At 50.5% G+C, this 15,438-nt stretch carries 16 protein-coding genes; 12 read left to right on the top strand and 4 right to left on the bottom strand.

Going from position 1 to position 15,438, the window contains the following annotated elements; genetic code table 11:
• The first annotated feature begins 126 nt into the window (after nucleotides 1-126).
• From EIH22_RS03535 to EIH22_RS03530, 3 genes are read left to right on the top strand one after another with little or no spacing between them, the layout of a single operon-like run.
• Nucleotides 127-453, top strand: coding sequence for a WhiB family transcriptional regulator (locus EIH22_RS03535; RefSeq protein ID WP_124054717.1), 327 nt, complete (start codon nucleotides 127-129; stop codon nucleotides 451-453).
• A gap of 40 nt (nucleotides 454-493) precedes the next feature.
• A complete protein-coding gene (locus EIH22_RS08960) occupies nucleotides 494-652 on the top strand; it encodes a hypothetical protein (RefSeq protein WP_200829158.1) in 159 nt (52 codons plus the stop codon).
• Nucleotides 645-1,103 (top strand): RidA family protein, encoded by a 459-nt coding sequence (locus EIH22_RS03530; protein WP_124054411.1) that lies wholly within the window; start codon nucleotides 645-647, stop codon nucleotides 1,101-1,103. The genes EIH22_RS08960 and EIH22_RS03530 overlap by 8 nt, the downstream gene beginning before the upstream one ends.
• A gap of 119 nt (nucleotides 1,104-1,222) precedes the next feature.
• Here EIH22_RS03530 and EIH22_RS03525 read toward each other — a convergent pair whose 3' ends face one another.
• Nucleotides 1,223-1,900 (bottom strand): Crp/Fnr family transcriptional regulator, encoded by a 678-nt coding sequence (locus tag EIH22_RS03525; RefSeq protein WP_124054410.1) that lies wholly within the window; start codon nucleotides 1,898-1,900, stop codon nucleotides 1,223-1,225.
• Nucleotides 1,901-2,093: 193 nt separating this feature from the next.
• On the opposite strand from EIH22_RS03525, the gene nth reads away from it, so the two are divergent.
• Complete coding sequence (gene nth, locus EIH22_RS03520) at nucleotides 2,094-2,783, top strand: endonuclease III (protein ID WP_124054409.1); 690 nt, start codon at nucleotides 2,094-2,096, stop codon at nucleotides 2,781-2,783.
• 26 nt (nucleotides 2,784-2,809) lie between these two features.
• Here nth and EIH22_RS03515 read toward each other — a convergent pair whose 3' ends face one another.
• Both EIH22_RS03515 and EIH22_RS03510 read right to left on the bottom strand, forming a co-directional pair.
• A complete protein-coding gene (locus EIH22_RS03515) occupies nucleotides 2,810-3,724 on the bottom strand; it encodes an alpha/beta fold hydrolase (RefSeq protein ID WP_124054408.1) in 915 nt (304 codons plus the stop codon).
• An 18-nt stretch (nucleotides 3,725-3,742) separates the two neighbouring features.
• Complete coding sequence (locus EIH22_RS03510; RefSeq protein ID WP_124054407.1) at nucleotides 3,743-5,014, bottom strand: hypothetical protein; 1,272 nt, start codon at nucleotides 5,012-5,014, stop codon at nucleotides 3,743-3,745.
• Nucleotides 5,015-5,175: 161 nt separating this feature from the next.
• Here EIH22_RS03510 and EIH22_RS03505 point away from each other — a divergent pair, with 161 nt between their 5' ends.
• The 7 genes from EIH22_RS03505 to EIH22_RS03475 all read left to right on the top strand — a co-directional run bounded on the left by EIH22_RS03505 (nucleotide 5,176) and on the right by EIH22_RS03475 (nucleotide 10,060).
• Entirely contained in the window at nucleotides 5,176-6,225 is a 1,050-nt protein-coding gene (locus EIH22_RS03505) for a hypothetical protein (protein ID WP_124054406.1), read from the top strand.
• Entirely contained in the window at nucleotides 6,222-7,376 is a 1,155-nt protein-coding gene (locus EIH22_RS03500; protein ID WP_200829156.1) for a TadA family conjugal transfer-associated ATPase, read from the top strand. The genes EIH22_RS03505 and EIH22_RS03500 overlap by 4 nt, the downstream gene beginning before the upstream one ends.
• A gap of 98 nt (nucleotides 7,377-7,474) precedes the next feature.
• Nucleotides 7,475-8,164: a type II secretion system F family protein gene (locus EIH22_RS03495; protein WP_124054405.1), complete on the top strand. Its 690-nt coding sequence runs from the start codon at nucleotides 7,475-7,477 to the stop codon at nucleotides 8,162-8,164.
• Nucleotides 8,161-8,799: a type II secretion system F family protein gene (locus tag EIH22_RS03490; protein ID WP_124054404.1), complete on the top strand. Its 639-nt coding sequence runs from the start codon at nucleotides 8,161-8,163 to the stop codon at nucleotides 8,797-8,799. The genes EIH22_RS03495 and EIH22_RS03490 overlap by 4 nt, the downstream gene beginning before the upstream one ends.
• Before the next feature lie 180 nt (nucleotides 8,800-8,979).
• Nucleotides 8,980-9,171, top strand: coding sequence for a DUF4244 domain-containing protein (locus tag EIH22_RS03485; protein ID WP_124054403.1), 192 nt, complete (start codon nucleotides 8,980-8,982; stop codon nucleotides 9,169-9,171).
• 131 nt (nucleotides 9,172-9,302) lie between these two features.
• Nucleotides 9,303-9,680: a TadE family type IV pilus minor pilin gene (locus EIH22_RS09145; protein WP_124054402.1), complete on the top strand. Its 378-nt coding sequence runs from the start codon at nucleotides 9,303-9,305 to the stop codon at nucleotides 9,678-9,680.
• 47 nt (nucleotides 9,681-9,727) lie between these two features.
• Entirely contained in the window at nucleotides 9,728-10,060 is a 333-nt protein-coding gene (locus EIH22_RS03475; protein WP_160149014.1) for a flp pilus-assembly TadE/G-like family protein, read from the top strand.
• On the opposite strand, the gene EIH22_RS03470 is transcribed toward EIH22_RS03475, so the two are convergent.
• A complete protein-coding gene (locus EIH22_RS03470; RefSeq protein ID WP_124054400.1) occupies nucleotides 10,041-12,512 on the bottom strand; it encodes a DEAD/DEAH box helicase in 2,472 nt (823 codons plus the stop codon). The two genes, EIH22_RS03475 and EIH22_RS03470, sit on opposite strands and share 20 nt — an antisense overlap.
• A gap of 141 nt (nucleotides 12,513-12,653) precedes the next feature.
• Here EIH22_RS03470 and topA point away from each other — a divergent pair, with 141 nt between their 5' ends.
• A complete protein-coding gene (topA, locus tag EIH22_RS03465; protein WP_124054399.1) occupies nucleotides 12,654-15,437 on the top strand; it encodes a type I DNA topoisomerase in 2,784 nt (927 codons plus the stop codon).
• Nucleotide 15,438 lies beyond the last annotated feature (1 nt).

The following is a 15,438-nucleotide window of genomic DNA, read 5'->3' as shown; positions in this document are numbered from 1 at the left end:
GGTATTGTGCAAATGCGTTCTGATGTTAGCGGTCCTAATGTGCGTTTTTTAGGAATAATGAGTAGAATTCTAGTGATGCCTATCACTGAAACTATGTGTGGTTTGGCTGAGAGGAAGAGATCAACAATGACGTTGGTATATGAAGATCAAACGTGGGCTGCACAAGGTGCATGTGCAAAAGCTGATCCGGATGCGCTTTTCGTGCGCGGTTCTGCTCAGCGCCAAGTACGTCAGCTATGCTACGGATGCCCAGTACGAATCGAATGTTTAGCGGATGCGCTTGATTCCAATATGCTCTTTGGCGTTTGGGGCGGCTTAACTGAACGCGAACGCCGAGCAATCTTGCGACGCTACCCAAATGAAAATAACTGGTATCGTCGCATAACTGTCTCTGAGGACCAATTGGCAGTTGAGTTACGAACCGGGCATGTCCCACGGTTCGCTAATCGTTGAGCACTTGCCGAACTCTCTATACAGCCCATAGCCTTAACTCATGACTAAATGGGAATATGTAACTGTGCCTCTCTTGGTACATAATACAAAAGCAATTCTTGATAACTGGGGACTTGACGGCTGGGAGCTTGTGACGGTTCTTCCTGGCCCTGACGGATCCAATCCAGTTGCCTATATGAAGAGACCAAAAAATGATTAGTGATGAACTTCGTAGGCTCGGTATTGAACTTCCGAATGTGGTTGCTCCGTTAGCTGCCTATACTCCTGCCCAGAAAATCGGTAATACAGTTCGCACATCTGGGCAGTTGCCGATGGTTGAAGGCAAGCTTCCGCTCAGTGGAAAGGTGGGCGTTGAGGTTAGTGCCGATGACGCCAAAGATCTAGCTCGAACTGCGATCCTTAATGCTTTGGCTGCGGCAGCGTCCGTTGCTGGCGGAATTGATCGCATCGAAAAGATCGTTCACGTTACCGGATTCGTCGCATCGTCTCCGGATTTCACCGGCCAACCCGGCGTTATCAATGGAGCTTCCGAACTACTTGGTGAGCTTTTTGGCGACGACGGTATTCACACCCGTTCCGCGGTAGGCGTTTCCGTTTTGCCTTTGGATGCTCCGGTGGAAATTGAGCTCACAGTGCTTGTGCGTGAATAGTCTTGGGTGTTTCTAATACGAAAAACTAAATACCTAAAAATAATCGTGGGTGGAAACAGAATCCTGTTTCCACCCACGATGTATGTAGGAGTAAATTCTAGCCAGAACTTACAACGTCATCAGTGTGCGCGGCGCTGAAGTCGTGCAACCTGGATGAGAAGAACGGCGCGACCTTCGAGTCGAATCCATCCGCGAGAGGTGAAGTCTGCAAGGGACTTGTTTACGGTTTCGCGTGATGCACCAACGAGGTGTGCGAGCTCTTCTTGAGTGAGGTCGTGAGCTACGTAGATGCCTTCTGGGGTGCGCTCGCCGAAACGCTCAGCGAGGTCAAGGAGAGCCTTTGCAACACGGCCTGGAACATCAGAGAATACCAAGTCGGCCATCTGCTGGTTAGTGTTGCGAAGGCGTAAAGCGAGCTGGCGAAGCATCGAAATTGCAAGTTTTGGATGCTCTTCGATGTACTGACGCATTTCAGCATGGGAGAGAACTAAAAGACGAGTTGGTGCAATTGCAGTAACGGTTGAGGAGCGTGGCTCAAGATCGAAGAGCGAAAGCTCGCCGATGATTTCACCAGGTCCAAGCACTGCGATAAGATTTTCGCGACCGTCATCTGCGGTGTGGGAAAGCTTCACTTTACCGTCTGCGACTAAGTAAAGCCGGTCTCCGGAATCACCTTCCTGGAAAAGCGACTCTCCACGCTTCAGGGAGGTCTCTGACATTAATGCGGCTAAGGCCTGGCGGTCTTCGTCGGTGAGGCCTTTGAAGAGCTCGACGTTACCAAGAACGTTGGAATCCATCCGAATTCCTTCCTTTACTTTGCTTATCTTTTTGAGGACTGAATATTAGTACACTAACAGTGTGCACTTGTGGGAGAGGTCATATCAAATTAAATTTTGCCACGTATTCGACTGATTAGCATACGTTCTGCGAAAATTAAGTGATTTTGGTCAGATTTCTTTTCAGTGTCGATGAAAAAGTATGAGGGGCAAAATGGCGAAAACAGTGGCAAAAGAGGCTTTTCCGGCACGTCCTCGTTCGGTGTCCACACGAAAAGATGCCGCTAGAGCAATAGTTGCGCTGCTCGAAAAACTCTATCCCGACGCTAAGTGTGCCCTATCACACCAGAATGCTTTTGAGTTACTTTGCGCCACTGTTTTATCTGCACAGACGACGGACGCCCGAGTCAATAGCGTCACGCCCGAACTATTCAGGAAATATCCGGATGCTTTGCATATGGCCGAAGCTAACCGTTCAGATCTAGAGCAGATCTTGCGTCCGCTTGGTTTCTTTCGAGCCAAGGCTAAGTCCCTTCAAGAACTCTCTATGTCTTTAGTGGAAAAGTACGACGGTGAAGTCCCACACGATCTGGAAAGTCTAGTTTCGTTGCGTGGGGTTGGCAGGAAGACGGCGAACGTCGTATTAGGAAATGCCTTCGGAGTGCCAGGAATTACAGTTGATACCCATGTAGGTAGGCTTTCGCGGCGCTGGGGTTGGACGCGCTCAATGGATCCCGTTGTGACTGAAAAAGATATTGCGGTACTGCTTCCTCCAGAAATCTGGACGGATACCTGCCATAGAATCATCGACCACGGCCGCCAAGTTTGCCATTCTAGGAAACCTGCGTGCGAAGAGTGTGCATTGACTCAAGTGTGCCCATCCTACTCGCTTTTTATGAGCTGATCTTTTCGATCGTTTTAGAGAAAGACCTAGAGCGTAGCCAGGAATTCGAGAAGAGCTGCCGTAAATGCTTCTGGCTGTTCCTCGGGAACGAAATGCCCGGCGTCGGCGATGCTCCTGCGCTCGTAGCGGCCACAAGCAAATTCCCGATCCTTATTCCAAGCTCGCTTTGGGAGTAACGGATCAAGGTTGCCTCGTACCGCGAGCACAGGAATTTCAACTGGATTCGCGGATTCACGCAGATACTTGCGTCCGGTGAGGGACTGTTGCGCCATCATCGTCCAGCGGAGCTGAGCGAGGGCGAACCGAGCAGCACCAGGTAGCCGCATCGCCTGAGCGTATAAATTAGCCTCACCTGCGGCACCGTTGTTATGTGGAGCAGACCATTCCTTCAAGAGTCTCTCCATGGTTTGCTCATTCATTAGTCCAGGCTGTGAAAGTGGCGTAATGAATGAGGTAATGGCGTGGCGCCAGGCTTTGAACGTGATGTGAGAACCAAGTCGGTGAAGGGTACGAGGGTGTGGGGAAGATACCGTAACTAAGCCCTTGAACAGGTGCGGAGCCATCGAAATAGCGGACCATGCAAAGCCGCCTCCGCGTCCGTGCCCCACAAGCACAGCACTTGATGCACCCATCGAACGTACGATGGAGATAAGGTCGTGGCTCAAGAGCAGGGAATCTTCAGAATTCGGTGTTTTGTCCGAACCGCCGATTCCACGCCGATCAATTGCGATCACTTCGTAACCGGCGTCGGCAATAGGCTTAATCTGATTACGCCACGCCCACCAATACTGTGGAAAACCATGAACCAGAATTATCAACGGTTTATGGGCAGAGTGTTCACCAGCATGAACGACGTGAAACTGGGCTCCGTTAGCCTGGATGAGTCGATGCTCCCAAGGTCCGGGAATAGTTACGCAAGAATTATCGGCTGGAGAAGTCACGGCTGACGTCCCCCTTGCTCAGTTAGCTGGTGCGTCTGCGTCTTTTACTAGGAATTCGCGGCGCGTAACTGCGGTTGCGCGAACTGCACCGCGGCGTCGTGCTCCGTGTGCAACGATTCCCGCAAGCAAAAGAACAAAGCCTAGAACAGCGATTCGTCCGGTTCCAAGGTCAAGATTGAGGTGATGGGCAACGTTTCCGGTAAAAGCATTGTACGAGCCGATGGCATCGTCCACGGCCGTGGCAAAGCGCGCTCCTTGAGCTGGGACGATGATAGCAACGAATCCTGCAATAGCAAGGAGCCCACCAATAACGTGTGCGCCTATCGACGAAGCGCGTGCAAGTAAGAAGATCACAAGAAGAACGATCAAGCCGGCGAGGAGTTCGCCGACTGCCAAGAAGTTCAGCGATCCCGTCTCCCACGGGTTGTTCTTTACCATGCCGAGGCGAACACCTGCGTCGGAAACGAGGTACCAAGCCAATGGAAGGAGAAGTAGCGTGGCGAAGAAAGCGCCGAAGTGTGCGCCTATACGGGACTTAGGTTCCTCCGGGACGTCTACATAGGCATCTTCACCCGGATCGGTGGACCAGCGAGCGCGCTGATCATCGTCTGGAGTAACTCCGTTCATGAAACCGTTGCGCTGATCGTCCTCATCAGAGGCGACGCCGATTCTATCGTTTGCGTAGGAAGCTTCAGTTGCGGCGGCAACGGCCATGCCACCAGCGGCAAAACCTGTGCCGGCACTGGCCGTTGAGGTGGTTGCATCGTCGGGCGAAAGGGCGCTAGCGAAGCTTTCGTCGCGGTTAAGCGCGTGGGTACGGCTTGGGCGCGAAGCATCGTCTGCTTCGTCAGCCGAGTGAGCAGAAGCAACATCGAAAAGCGTTGCGTTCTTGCGATCCTCATTGGGAAGCGAGTTGTAGCCGGTAGCAGCTTGCGACGCGTCGTTTGTAGGCTGGTCAAAATCTTTAGATTCGTCGATGGACTCGAACGTCTTTGTTTCAGACGGAGTTGATTCACCTTCAGAGATGACTTCAACAGAGTTCTCCCCTGCAAGTATGTCAGCATGCGAGGACTCGTCCAGAGCTGGAGCATCGTCGTTTGACAGATCTTCTGCTACTGATGCGCTCTGTGCGGAAAATGCCTGATCCCACGCGAACAAGTCGGAATCACCATAGGATGGTCCGGACTTCTCGGCATCGGCAGAGGCGTCGCCTTCAAGCGGTGCAAGCACTTCGTCGTCGTCAAAAGGACGGCGTGATGCGGAGTTGTATGGATCGGTAGGTGTGGTCACGTTCATCTCCTTGTGAATAATTCTTATTCGAACGCTACTGGTTTTCACACGCTGGTAGGCGAAAATGACCCGGCGTGGCGTGAAATTGTGGATAAATGCCGACTTTCCACAGATGTGTTAAACGGGGAACTGTGCTGGCAGTGATTCGCCACACTTGCACTATGACTACTTCTCATCGATCAAGAAATTTCACTCCATCCGCCGAATCACAGGTAGATCTTACCTCCGTGATCTACGTAGGGCATGATCAAGATGCTTTCGACGAGCTTCGAAAACTTGCAGAGTTAGTTGGGGTAGAAATTGCTCACGTTTCACGCTCAGAGCTCTCCCAAGGGGTGTTGCGGTTTTCTTCCCTAGGTTGCGATGACGGCGAAGTAGAGGCGAGTTTCCACGAACTCTTTGCTCCCTATTTTGCCAAAGGCGTGGTTCACCTTAAATACCGGGAAGATGCCGCTGACCTTCTTGAGCTAATGGTTGCAGTGGGCGCCACAGTTCGAGGCAGGGTGGTTGGGGTGATTGGAGCTCAGGGAGGAGTTGGGAGTTCAACCCTAAGTGCATGGATTGCCCGTACCCTCGGACAATCAGGGGAAGATGTAGCTCTTGTAGATATGAACCCTGGATCGGTGGGGATAGATATGTTGCTATCCAGAACTGACGCGAGTGGAAAACGTTGGGTTGACCTGCATGGACGTGGAGCTTTATTGGCAGGACGGCTGTGTGATTCATTATTTTCTTGGCATGGAGTAAAAGTATTGTCTGCAGACCATCGTGGGGGTGTTCCGCTCAATAATGACCAAGGAATCAAAGTTATTTCTGCACTTGCACAGGTAAATGCTTGGACGGTCCTGGACTTTGCGCCGTCCGTCATTTGCGCAACTAGTGCTGAAAACATGTGGCTTGAGTGGTGTGACTTCATCGTCGTCGTTACCGGAGAAGCAGAACTAAATCTGGCAGTAACGAAAATAAAACTCGAGAAACTTGGGAAAGGATGCCCGACTGCAGTTGTGGTAGAAAACGCCCACTCGAAGAACCACCTGGCGCACATATCACAAGTCCTCAACTGTATGAGGGTCTATAACTTACGTGAACAAAAATCATTCGACGGCGATATTGAACACGGGATGACCCCGGGTGATCGGCATCGATCTGGAACTGCAAAAGACGTGAAAACAATCTGTGAAAGATTCCTACTTGAGGTGGAATCCGAATGAGATATTCGAATCAACAAATTCACCAGATTCGTTCGCGGTTAGCGGCGGGGACTTCGATGGTACATGCCTTGGAACAGGTACCGATAATGTTTACCGAAGAGCTGGCCCAGCTCCACTCGCAGGTTCGGTATGAACTGGTTGGAGCTGGGCGTACTTTGGCGCCTTTGTTGGAAAATCCAGCTACCACAGACGTTTTGGTTAATGGCATTAATGGAGTGTGGGTTGATCAAGGAAACGGATTGGAAGCAGTTCAAGTTGATGATCCCCAGCTTCAGAGTGACGGTGGTGTTCGTGCGCTCGCGGTGAGGCTTGCGGCAAGTTGTGGTCAACGTTTGGATGACGCTAGCCCTATTGTTGATGGGACTTTTCCGAGTGGGATTCGACTCCATGCCGTGTTGCCACCGCTCTCTGCACAAGGAACTCTAATTTCTCTTCGTACGCATCGGTCAAAGGTTTTGACGGTAAGTGAGCTAGTTGCTAGCGGGTCTATCCATCCTGAGCTGGAGAAATACATTTGTGCGATGGTTGAAAACCGTGCCAACATCATAATTTCCGGCGCAACAGGTGCTGGAAAGACTACGTTTCTCAATGCGGTGCTTTCGCTTGTGCCATCTGATCAGCGAATCCTAATTATTGAGGAGTCAGCAGAGCTTGCACCTATGCATCCTCACATCGTTCATCTCCAAGTTCGGCATGCCAATGTGCAAGGTGTTGGAGAGATATCAATGAGTGAGCTGGTGCGAGCGGCGATGCGAATGCGTCCTGATCGAATCGTACTTGGAGAATGCCGTGGTGCGGAAGTTCGTGACGTTCTGAGCGCCCTTAATACTGGGCACGAAGGTGGCTGGGCCACAATTCATGCAAACTCTGCTCAAGATGTACCCGCGCGCTTAGTTGCGCTTGGTGCACTTGCTGGAATGAACGAGGCAACGGTGGCTGCACAGGCGTCGTCGGCACTAGATGCGGTTATTCACGTGAAACGAGAGGGGCGACGCCGATTCGTTGCGCAAGTTTCGGGAATGGAAAGAATTGGTGGCGAACTTGTTTGTGTTGAGGCACTTAGCGTTAGCGCAGATCAAAAGGAACTTTGGAGAGGATCGGGGATAGCAAAATTAGAGGCTAGGCTCGGTGTTTCCGAGGTTTGGGGATGAGGTGAATTGAGGTGTTATACAACGTTGTATTACTCATTGTAGTTCTATATGTGTTGTTTATGGAGATCCCGGTTACTGGAGAATTCCGCAAGGAAAAAATGAAAAGAGCTCGGTGGAGACGCAGCCGAAACAAGGAGCCGAAGCAGAAGCGAACGTCGTCGGTTGATATGGGACTCCTCGTGACGGAAGTGGCTACCCGTCTACGGTGTGGGTCAACAGTGGAGAGTGCTTGGCAAAAAACACTGGAACACCATCACTTCGCTGTGGAGTCTGCTAAATGTAGCGGAGATGAGCAAGTTTTCGCAAAGGACGTGAGGATGGGTAAAGGGAAAGGTCCTTCTGAGGTGCTCGATGATGAAGGCGTTCCGGTTGCCTTGTTGCAAATTCTGGATATGAACTGGGTTCAAAAGAGAAAGAAAAATGTAACTCCTGCAGTTATAAACTCGCTGGCTGGAACATTTGCGGTGTGTCGGATGGGTAAGGCAACAGGTGCTCCCATGGCTCAGATACTTGACTCATGTGCTGCGGGAATAACTGAAGCAAGTGAAGCGGCATCGGCTCGAAAAGTGGCTATGGCAGGACCGCTTACTTCCGCACGAATGCTTGCCGCGCTTCCTTTATTAGGGATTGTGACGGGGTATGTTCTAGGGGTGGACCCGATCGATTTTCTATTGAATTCTTTGATCGGAAACTTTGCATTAGGGTTTGGGATTTTGGCTGAAATTAGTGGAATCGTGATGGTCCGGCGCATGGTGAAGCTAGCTGTGTTGCACGGTGATCAACTATGACGATCATTCTTGTCTTCATTGTGGCGTTTGTCCTTTGGGGTCCCAGAGCAGAATTTGGTTCAGGTGTTAAGAGAAGTAACTCAGGGAAACCGATTCGATTTGCTGCACAAAGGCGTTTGTTCGGCTTGGGTGTTCAACATTTATATGTGGATCAATCAATTATCTTAGACTTGGCCGCAGCAGCATTAAATGCGGGAATATCAATTCCTAGAACTCTAGAAGCGGTCGATGTTGCTCTTGGAAATGACGATACCGTGGGCAATGCGACGTTGAGCCTTGGAAAGTATTTAAACCTAAGTGGGAAAAGAAATTTAGGTAGTCCCAGAGCTCTAACTGAAGTGGCGAACTCACTCATCATGGGAGCAAGGTGGGGTGAGGCTTGGGAAGGAACAAATCCGAGGTTTCAATTGCTCGCTCAATCTTTAGAACCCGCGTGGAACGACGGTGCTGCTCCGGTACCTCTTCTAGAACGGAGCGCACACACTCTTCGCTTGACTCGCCAGCGCCAAGCAAAAGAAGCAGCAGCACGTTTGGGTGCTCGGCTGGTTGTTCCTTTGAGTTTATGCTTTCTACCTGCATTTATGTTGATTGGCGTGCTACCTGTAGTTGTTTTAGCTGCCCAAAATGTTTTGTGAAAGGTGGGCTACGTGCATTAAAAGTTCTCCACAAAACGAAAAGTGTTTTCCTTTTCCACATATTTTCTTGGGCAGCGATGTGAATTTTGAAAATTGGGCACGCTTATATCGTCTAGACGAAATCAAGGAATAACTAAGGAATTCACCAAAGGGTGATTCCAAGGAATCAAAGGAAAAACAATGACTATCAAGCTGTTGAAAGAAAAGATCAACCGTAGCGCAAAGCGTACTGAAGCAGGAATGGTAACAGCAGAGTATGCAATCGGTACTGTTGCTACAACGGGAATTGCAGGAATTTTGCTTTGGCTTTCTAAGCAGGAGTGGCTTCGAGAGCTAATCGCTAATATCTTCCGGCAGATGCTTGGCATTTAGGAAGTACTTACGCAATGGATGGTTGATTCTAGCGGGGTGGCGAACACACTGCGCCACCCCGCTAGGCAAAGGATGCACCGATGAAAATAAGTGAAACGGAAATGAGTAGGCTATGAAAGCTGTGGATTGCGATGGCTAGATTCAGGTGTTCTGGTAGCGAAAGCGAACGAGGAATGGTCACAGTGGAGTGGGCATTAACAGTTCCGTTGTTTTTGATTCTTGTGGTTTTGTGTGGGAGTGGAATCTTCCAGATCTCAATGGAACCCCGAGTTAACAATGCTGCTAGAGAAGCAGCCCGTTCATACTCTTTGGGAGCTAATCAAGAAAAGATCGAATCTATTGTTCGATCAAACGTTGGCAGTGACGCTAATCTGTCAATCTCTAAGGAAAATGATCAAGCAACAGTAACCGTGACGAAACCGGGAGAAGGCGTTTTTAAGTATTTGAACATCAATTTCTCGGCCACGCATGTTGTGGTGATAGAGCCTAGCTTCGAAAGTGGGCACTAGAAATGTTTTGTTCTGGAAGACTCAATACTTTGCGCCGAGAAGACGGAATGGCAACCGTATTTGTAGCGATATCGATGCTGGCAACAGTGGTTGTGGTTGTGTTAATCATTCAATTCTCGGTGGCGAGTTCAGAAGTAGCACAGGTAAGGAACCAAACTGATTTGGCAGCTCTTTCAGGAGCTCAGTTACTGATGAACGGAGAATCGGAAGAAGGAGCCTGTTCTCATGTTCTTCGGGTGCTTCGTGACTATCAGGTGGACTGTGCTGTGGAAGGAGAAAATGTGGTGCTGAACATCGAAGCACGCAATCCATTTTCTTGGTTAAGTGAAACTATCAAGGCACACGCTAAAGCAGGTCCGGTTATCCGTCCTTTAGAGTGATACGTTTCAGGGAAGTAAGCAAGGTTCGCATCAAGATCTTCGCTCCTTCTTTCGAGAGCGGCGAGTTGTTGTTTCCGCACTTGGGTGACTGTACACAGCTTGGGCAACCAGCTGTACAACTACAGTTCTCAAGCGTATCCAAAGTGGCAGCGGTCCATTCTTTCATTGCATTGAAGCCACGGTGGGCTGCTCCAGACCCTCCAGCAATGGCATCGTGAATAATGACTGTAGGGCAACCAGTTTGAGGATGAACAGCGGTGGAAAGGCCCCCGATGTCCCAGCGATCGCAGGTAGCAAACAGTGGGAGCAGGGCAATCATCGTATGTTCGGCTCCGTGCAGAGCGCCGGGAAACTCAGCGGATTCAAGACCGGCGACGCGAAGAGTGGATTCATCAAGTGTGAACCAGGTTCCGGCTGTAACCAGCTCATGCATAGGCATAGTAAGATCAACCATTCCCAGATACATGCCATCTCTAGTTCGGCGAACGTCGTACCCAATCACGCGGGAACGAACAACAACCTGACCTTCGCACCAAGTGCCGATTCCAAGTGAAACCTCATTGTAAGTATCGAGTATCTCCACGCTCGTTTCTTCACGCGGATAGGTGCGAATATCTTCTTCACGGTGGCGGTGAACAAGTGCCACGTTGCCGTCGCGTCCTTCAACTTTGAAAGGAATGCCCTGATGTAAATAAATAGCTCCAGGAAATACTGTGGTATCAGCACGTGCTTCGTCAACAGTACCGAGCAAGGCTCCACTTTCAGAATCAATGATCGAAATAGTTGAACCTTCTCCGCGCAGATCTACCAAACCGTGTGCGCCAACATGCAGACCGGTATTCCAATACCAGCCGTGAGGGCGCTTCTTCAACAGTTGCTGATCAACTAGCTGGGTGAATAGATCGAGATTCGGGAGGGAGAAAACCTCTAAATCATCCTCGTTAAGCGGAGATTCGACGGCGGCAGCGCAAAGATGACCAGGAAGAATCCACGGATTCGTAGGGTCAAATACGCTCATTTCGGCAGGAGTTTCGGTGAGCATCTGTGGATGTTCAAGGATGAACTGGTCAAGCGGATTATCACGACCAACGAAAATCGCTACTCCTGGTTCGCCTGCACGTCCGGCTCGTCCAGTCTGTTGCTGGAACGAAGCATAGGTTCCTGGCCAGCCAGTAACTATCACCGCGTCAAGCCCAGAAATATCGATACCGAGTTCGAGCGCGGATGTAGTTGCCAAAGCTCTAACATCGCCGGTGCGTAAAAGTTTCTCTAGCTCACGGCGTTCTTCGGGAAGGTATCCTCCACGATAGGCACTAACTGTTCCTTTTAGGTGCGGTGCTCTTTCGTCAAGGAACTCATTGGCAACTTCAGCTACTCGCTCAGCCCCTGGTCTTGATCGAACAAAAGTAAGTGCTTGAGCCTGATTGGCAACTAACAGAGCAGTGAGCTCACCAGCTTCGATATTAGCTGAGCGACGACGTTTCGGGGCTGCGATTTCGTCGTCGTCAAGAACATCGCTAGGACTATGGGTGTTTGAGATTACCTGTGTTCCTCGGGAGGTACCGTGATCGATGCTGGATGGGTTAGAAGGTGAAGCCACGATGTTCGTACCCGAATCGTCGTCTAAAGGGATTTCCCGGCACTGAATCGTGAAGATGGAGCGCTCACCACGCGGGGATCCATCGTCGGAAACTGAAACAACTGGACCAAAAGCGTTCCCGATGAATCGTTGGGCGGTTTGCTCTGGGTGGGGAGACGTAGCGGAAAGAAAAACTACCGTGGGGTTATTGCCGTATTTCTTTGCGAGCCGCAGCAACCTTCTTAATACAAGTGCAACATGTGAACCAAAGGAGCCACGATATGAATGGAATTCGTCGATGATAATAGTAGTTAAGCCGCGCCAGAACCGTGCCCAATATTCTTGGCGTGAGAGCATGGCATGGTGGAGGAAGTCGGGATTCGTAAAAATAACGTCGGCGTAGTCACGTGCCCATGACCGAGTGCTCGCCTCAGAATCGCCGTCAACGGCAGCCAGGGCAATCCTAGGATCGATCCGATTAGCGAGTGAAGTTAAAGACTGTTCTTGATCCACCGAAAGAGCCTTCGTTGGTGAAAGATAGAGAGCACACGGCCGGCGCTTAATTGCGCCGAGCGAAGTGGTTTTCTTCTTAAAATCGCTAAGTTCGGAAAGCACCGGGATCCAAGCAGCCAAAGACTTGCCTGAACCAGTCCCAGTTGCTACAACAGTGTGATGACCAGCGTGGATGTGGTTTGCTGCCTGAGTTTGATGAACCCAGGGAGCAGACACGCCAGTTTCGGTAAGAGCAGAAACTACAGCTGGTGCAACCCATTCGGGCCAAGCTCCACTACGGGCTCGATGTGCCGGAATCGTCAATGAGCCGGTAATTTGGGTGTTAAGGTTGCGTGAAATCACCTTGTGCAACTCAGGCATCTACTGGTACCTCCGACCCATAAATCTATACCTATTATTCTGACGCTTATGAACACCTTTTTCATTTCGTGGCAAAATGCGGGTATCTTAGCAATCGTTAGAACGTTCTTCTAAACGGCAACCTAACTTAAGGAAGTCATTGTGACCAAACTGGTAATCGTCGAGTCTCCGGCAAAAGCACGCACCATCGGGAATTTTTTGGGTGCAGACTACGATGTTGAGGCGAGTATCGGCCATATTCGTGACCTCCCGAAGCCTTCTGACCTTCCTGCGGATATGAAGAAAGGACCGTTCGGAAAGTTTGCTGTTGATGTTGACGGTGATTTCGAACCCTACTATGTGGTTACGCCAGATAAGAAGAAAAAGGTAACCGAGCTGAAGTCGCTCCTTAAGGATGCCGACGAACTCTTTCTGGCAACTGATGAGGACCGTGAGGGAGAGGCAATCGCGTGGCATTTGCTTGAGGCGCTTAAGCCTAAAGTTCCTGTAAAGCGAATGGTCTTCCACGAAATCACTAAAGAGGCAATTGGTCGCGCTCTGGAAAATACTCGTGAACTAGACACAAAGTTAGTTGATGCCCAGGAATCACGACGAATCCTTGACCGCCTAGTTGGTTACGAGGTTTCACCACTGCTTTGGCGAAAGGTTGCTCCTAGTCTTTCAGCTGGTCGTGTTCAATCCGTAACTACTCGCCTCATCGTTGAGCGGGAGCGGGAGCGTATGGCGTTCACCGCTGCTCATTACTGGGACGTAACCGTTACCCTGGAAAAAGAAGGTGAGGAGTTCCAGGCAAAGCTAACGTCAATTGACGATGCTCGCATCGCAACCGGTAAAGACTTTGACGATCACGGTCAACTCACTAAAAAGTCTGCAAGCGCTGGCGTTCGCACCCTTGATCAGGAAATCGCCAACGATCTAGCAAAAGCGCTCAGTACCGGTGAGGCAACGGTTGCCTCGGTTGAAACGAAACCATACCGTCGTCGCCCGGCAGCACCATTCACCACCTCTACTTTGCAGCAAGAAGCATCGCGAAAACTAAGGTTGAGTTCGCGTGACACCATGCGTTTGGCTCAGTCGCTGTACGAAAACGGATACATCACCTATATGCGTACAGATTCCGTTAACCTTTCCAGCCAGGCGATTTCCGCTGCCCGCAAGCAGATAAAAGAACTCTATGGAGCTGAATCACTTCCAAATAGTCCGCGGTTGTACTCCACGAAGTCGAAAGGTGCACAGGAAGCCCACGAGGCTATTCGTCCAGCCGGAGATCACTTCCGCACTCCGCGCGAAGTCGAACACAAGCTCCAAGGCCGTGAGTATGCGCTCTATGAGCTCATTTGGAAGCGCACAGTTGCTTCGCAGATGGCAGATGCAACTGGTTTGACGGCATCGGTCAAAATTGTTGCTGATATTTCCGCTAGCGGTCGAGGATCTGAGGCAACTATGTCCACCTCGGGAACGATCATCACTTTCCCTGGATTTATGGCTGCTTATGAAGAAGGCCAAGATACCAAGCGTTACGAGGAGAAGGCAGAGTCACGCCTTCCTGATTTGATTCAAGGTGAGCAGGTACAAAAGGGTGGTGCTCAGGCTGAGGGTCACGATACCGCTCCACCTCCTCGTTACACAGAAGCATCGCTGGTCAAGACTCTTGAAGAAAAAGGAATTGGACGCCCTTCCACTTACGCTTCAACAATTTCCACCATCACAGATCGTGGCTATGTTGAACGTAAAGGTCAGGCACTTATTCCTACTTGGCTTGCTTTTTCCGTTGTACGGCTGCTTGAGGATAACCTCCCTGACCTCGTCGACTACGATTTCACCGCAGATATGGAACGCGATCTTGATCGTATCGCTGCCGGTGAGGAAGACCGCATCCAGTACCTCACAAAGTTCTATCGTGGTTCGAAAGATGGTGCCGGGCTTCGTGAGCATGTCTCCAGCCTTGGTGATATTGATGCCCGTGCAGTTAACACCATCAATATCGGCGAAGGAATTGCCGTTCGTGTGGGTCGGTTTGGTCCATACCTTGAGGAAACGAAGGAGGATGGCACGGAAGGTCGCCGTGCATCCGTCACCCCTGGTATCGCTCCTGATGAATTGACCGTAGAGCGTGCTAAGGAAATATTGGATCAAGCACTTCAAGGTGATCGTGTACTAGGCAACCATCCTGATACTGGCTACGAACTCGTCGTGAAAGATGGCCGTTTCGGTCCCTATGTTTCTGAGATCCTTCCCGACGACGCAGTGCAGCTTACTCCAACAGGCAAGGTATCGAAGGCGAAGCCAAAGCCAAAGACCGCGTCGTTGTTCCGTTCGATGCAGCCCGATACAGTTACGCTCAACGAAGCGGTTCAGCTTCTTTCGCTTCCTCGTGAAGTGGGAGAATCTGAAGGAGAAATGATCACTGCTCAGAATGGCCGGTTTGGTCCTTACCTCAAGCGTGGAAGCGATTCGCGCTCGCTTGAATCTGAAGAGCAAATCTTTGGAATCACTCTTGAGCAGGCGGAAGAAATCTTTAAGCAGCCAAAAGCTCGTGGACGTGCGGCTGCTAAACCACCATTGGCTGAATTTGGAAAAGATCCGGTCTCAGGTGGAAACATCGTTCTCAAAGATGGTCGATTCGGTCCATATGTTACCGACGGTGAAACGAATGCCTCAGTGCCACGTGCAGATGATATCAACCAGCTCACCGCTGAGCGCGCCCAAGAATTGTTGGTTGCTCGCCGTTTGAAGATTGCCGAAAATGGCGGTCCAAAGAAGCGTAATGCCACTAAACGGACCGTGAAGGCGAGTACGCGAAAGACGACGAAGAAGGCGGGAACGAAGAGCACTGCCAAGAAATCGACGGCGAAGGCGACCACAGCGAAAAAGGCACCAGCAAGGAAAGCTGAGTCATCGTCGTCGGCAAAGAAGGAAAGCTAAA

The organism is Arcanobacterium ihumii (assembly GCF_900604515.1).
In the GTDB taxonomy this organism is placed as follows: Bacteria; Actinomycetota; Actinomycetes; order Actinomycetales; family Actinomycetaceae; genus Arcanobacterium_A; species Arcanobacterium_A ihumii.
Note: the sequence above shows the minus strand (reverse complement) of the source record. Positions and strands in the feature narration are given on the sequence as shown.

What these genes read in the sequence shown, in the direction of transcription:
- EIH22_RS03470 (WP_124054400.1), bottom strand. Translation starts at nt 12,512, where the DNA reads ATGCCTGAGTTGCACAAGGTGATTTCACGCAACCTTAACACCCAAATT.
- EIH22_RS03490 (WP_124054404.1), top strand. Translation starts at nt 8,161, where the DNA reads ATGACGATCATTCTTGTCTTCATTGTGGCGTTTGTCCTTTGGGGTCCC.
- EIH22_RS03495 (WP_124054405.1), top strand. Translation starts at nt 7,475, where the DNA reads ATGAAAAGAGCTCGGTGGAGACGCAGCCGAAACAAGGAGCCGAAGCAG.
- EIH22_RS09145 (WP_124054402.1), top strand. Translation starts at nt 9,303, where the DNA reads ATGGCTAGATTCAGGTGTTCTGGTAGCGAAAGCGAACGAGGAATGGTC.
- EIH22_RS03530 (WP_124054411.1), top strand. Translation starts at nt 645, where the DNA reads ATGATTAGTGATGAACTTCGTAGGCTCGGTATTGAACTTCCGAATGTG.
- EIH22_RS03535 (WP_124054717.1), top strand. Translation starts at nt 127, where the DNA reads ATGACGTTGGTATATGAAGATCAAACGTGGGCTGCACAAGGTGCATGT.
- EIH22_RS03505 (WP_124054406.1), top strand. Translation starts at nt 5,176, where the DNA reads ATGACTACTTCTCATCGATCAAGAAATTTCACTCCATCCGCCGAATCA.
- EIH22_RS03485 (WP_124054403.1), top strand. Translation starts at nt 8,980, where the DNA reads ATGACTATCAAGCTGTTGAAAGAAAAGATCAACCGTAGCGCAAAGCGT.
- EIH22_RS03500 (WP_200829156.1), top strand. Translation starts at nt 6,222, where the DNA reads ATGAGATATTCGAATCAACAAATTCACCAGATTCGTTCGCGGTTAGCG.
- EIH22_RS03475 (WP_160149014.1), top strand. Translation starts at nt 9,728, where the DNA reads ATGGCAACCGTATTTGTAGCGATATCGATGCTGGCAACAGTGGTTGTG.
- nth (WP_124054409.1), top strand. Translation starts at nt 2,094, where the DNA reads ATGGCGAAAACAGTGGCAAAAGAGGCTTTTCCGGCACGTCCTCGTTCG.
- EIH22_RS03525 (WP_124054410.1), bottom strand. Translation starts at nt 1,900, where the DNA reads ATGGATTCCAACGTTCTTGGTAACGTCGAGCTCTTCAAAGGCCTCACC.
- EIH22_RS08960 (WP_200829158.1), top strand. Translation starts at nt 494, where the DNA reads ATGACTAAATGGGAATATGTAACTGTGCCTCTCTTGGTACATAATACA.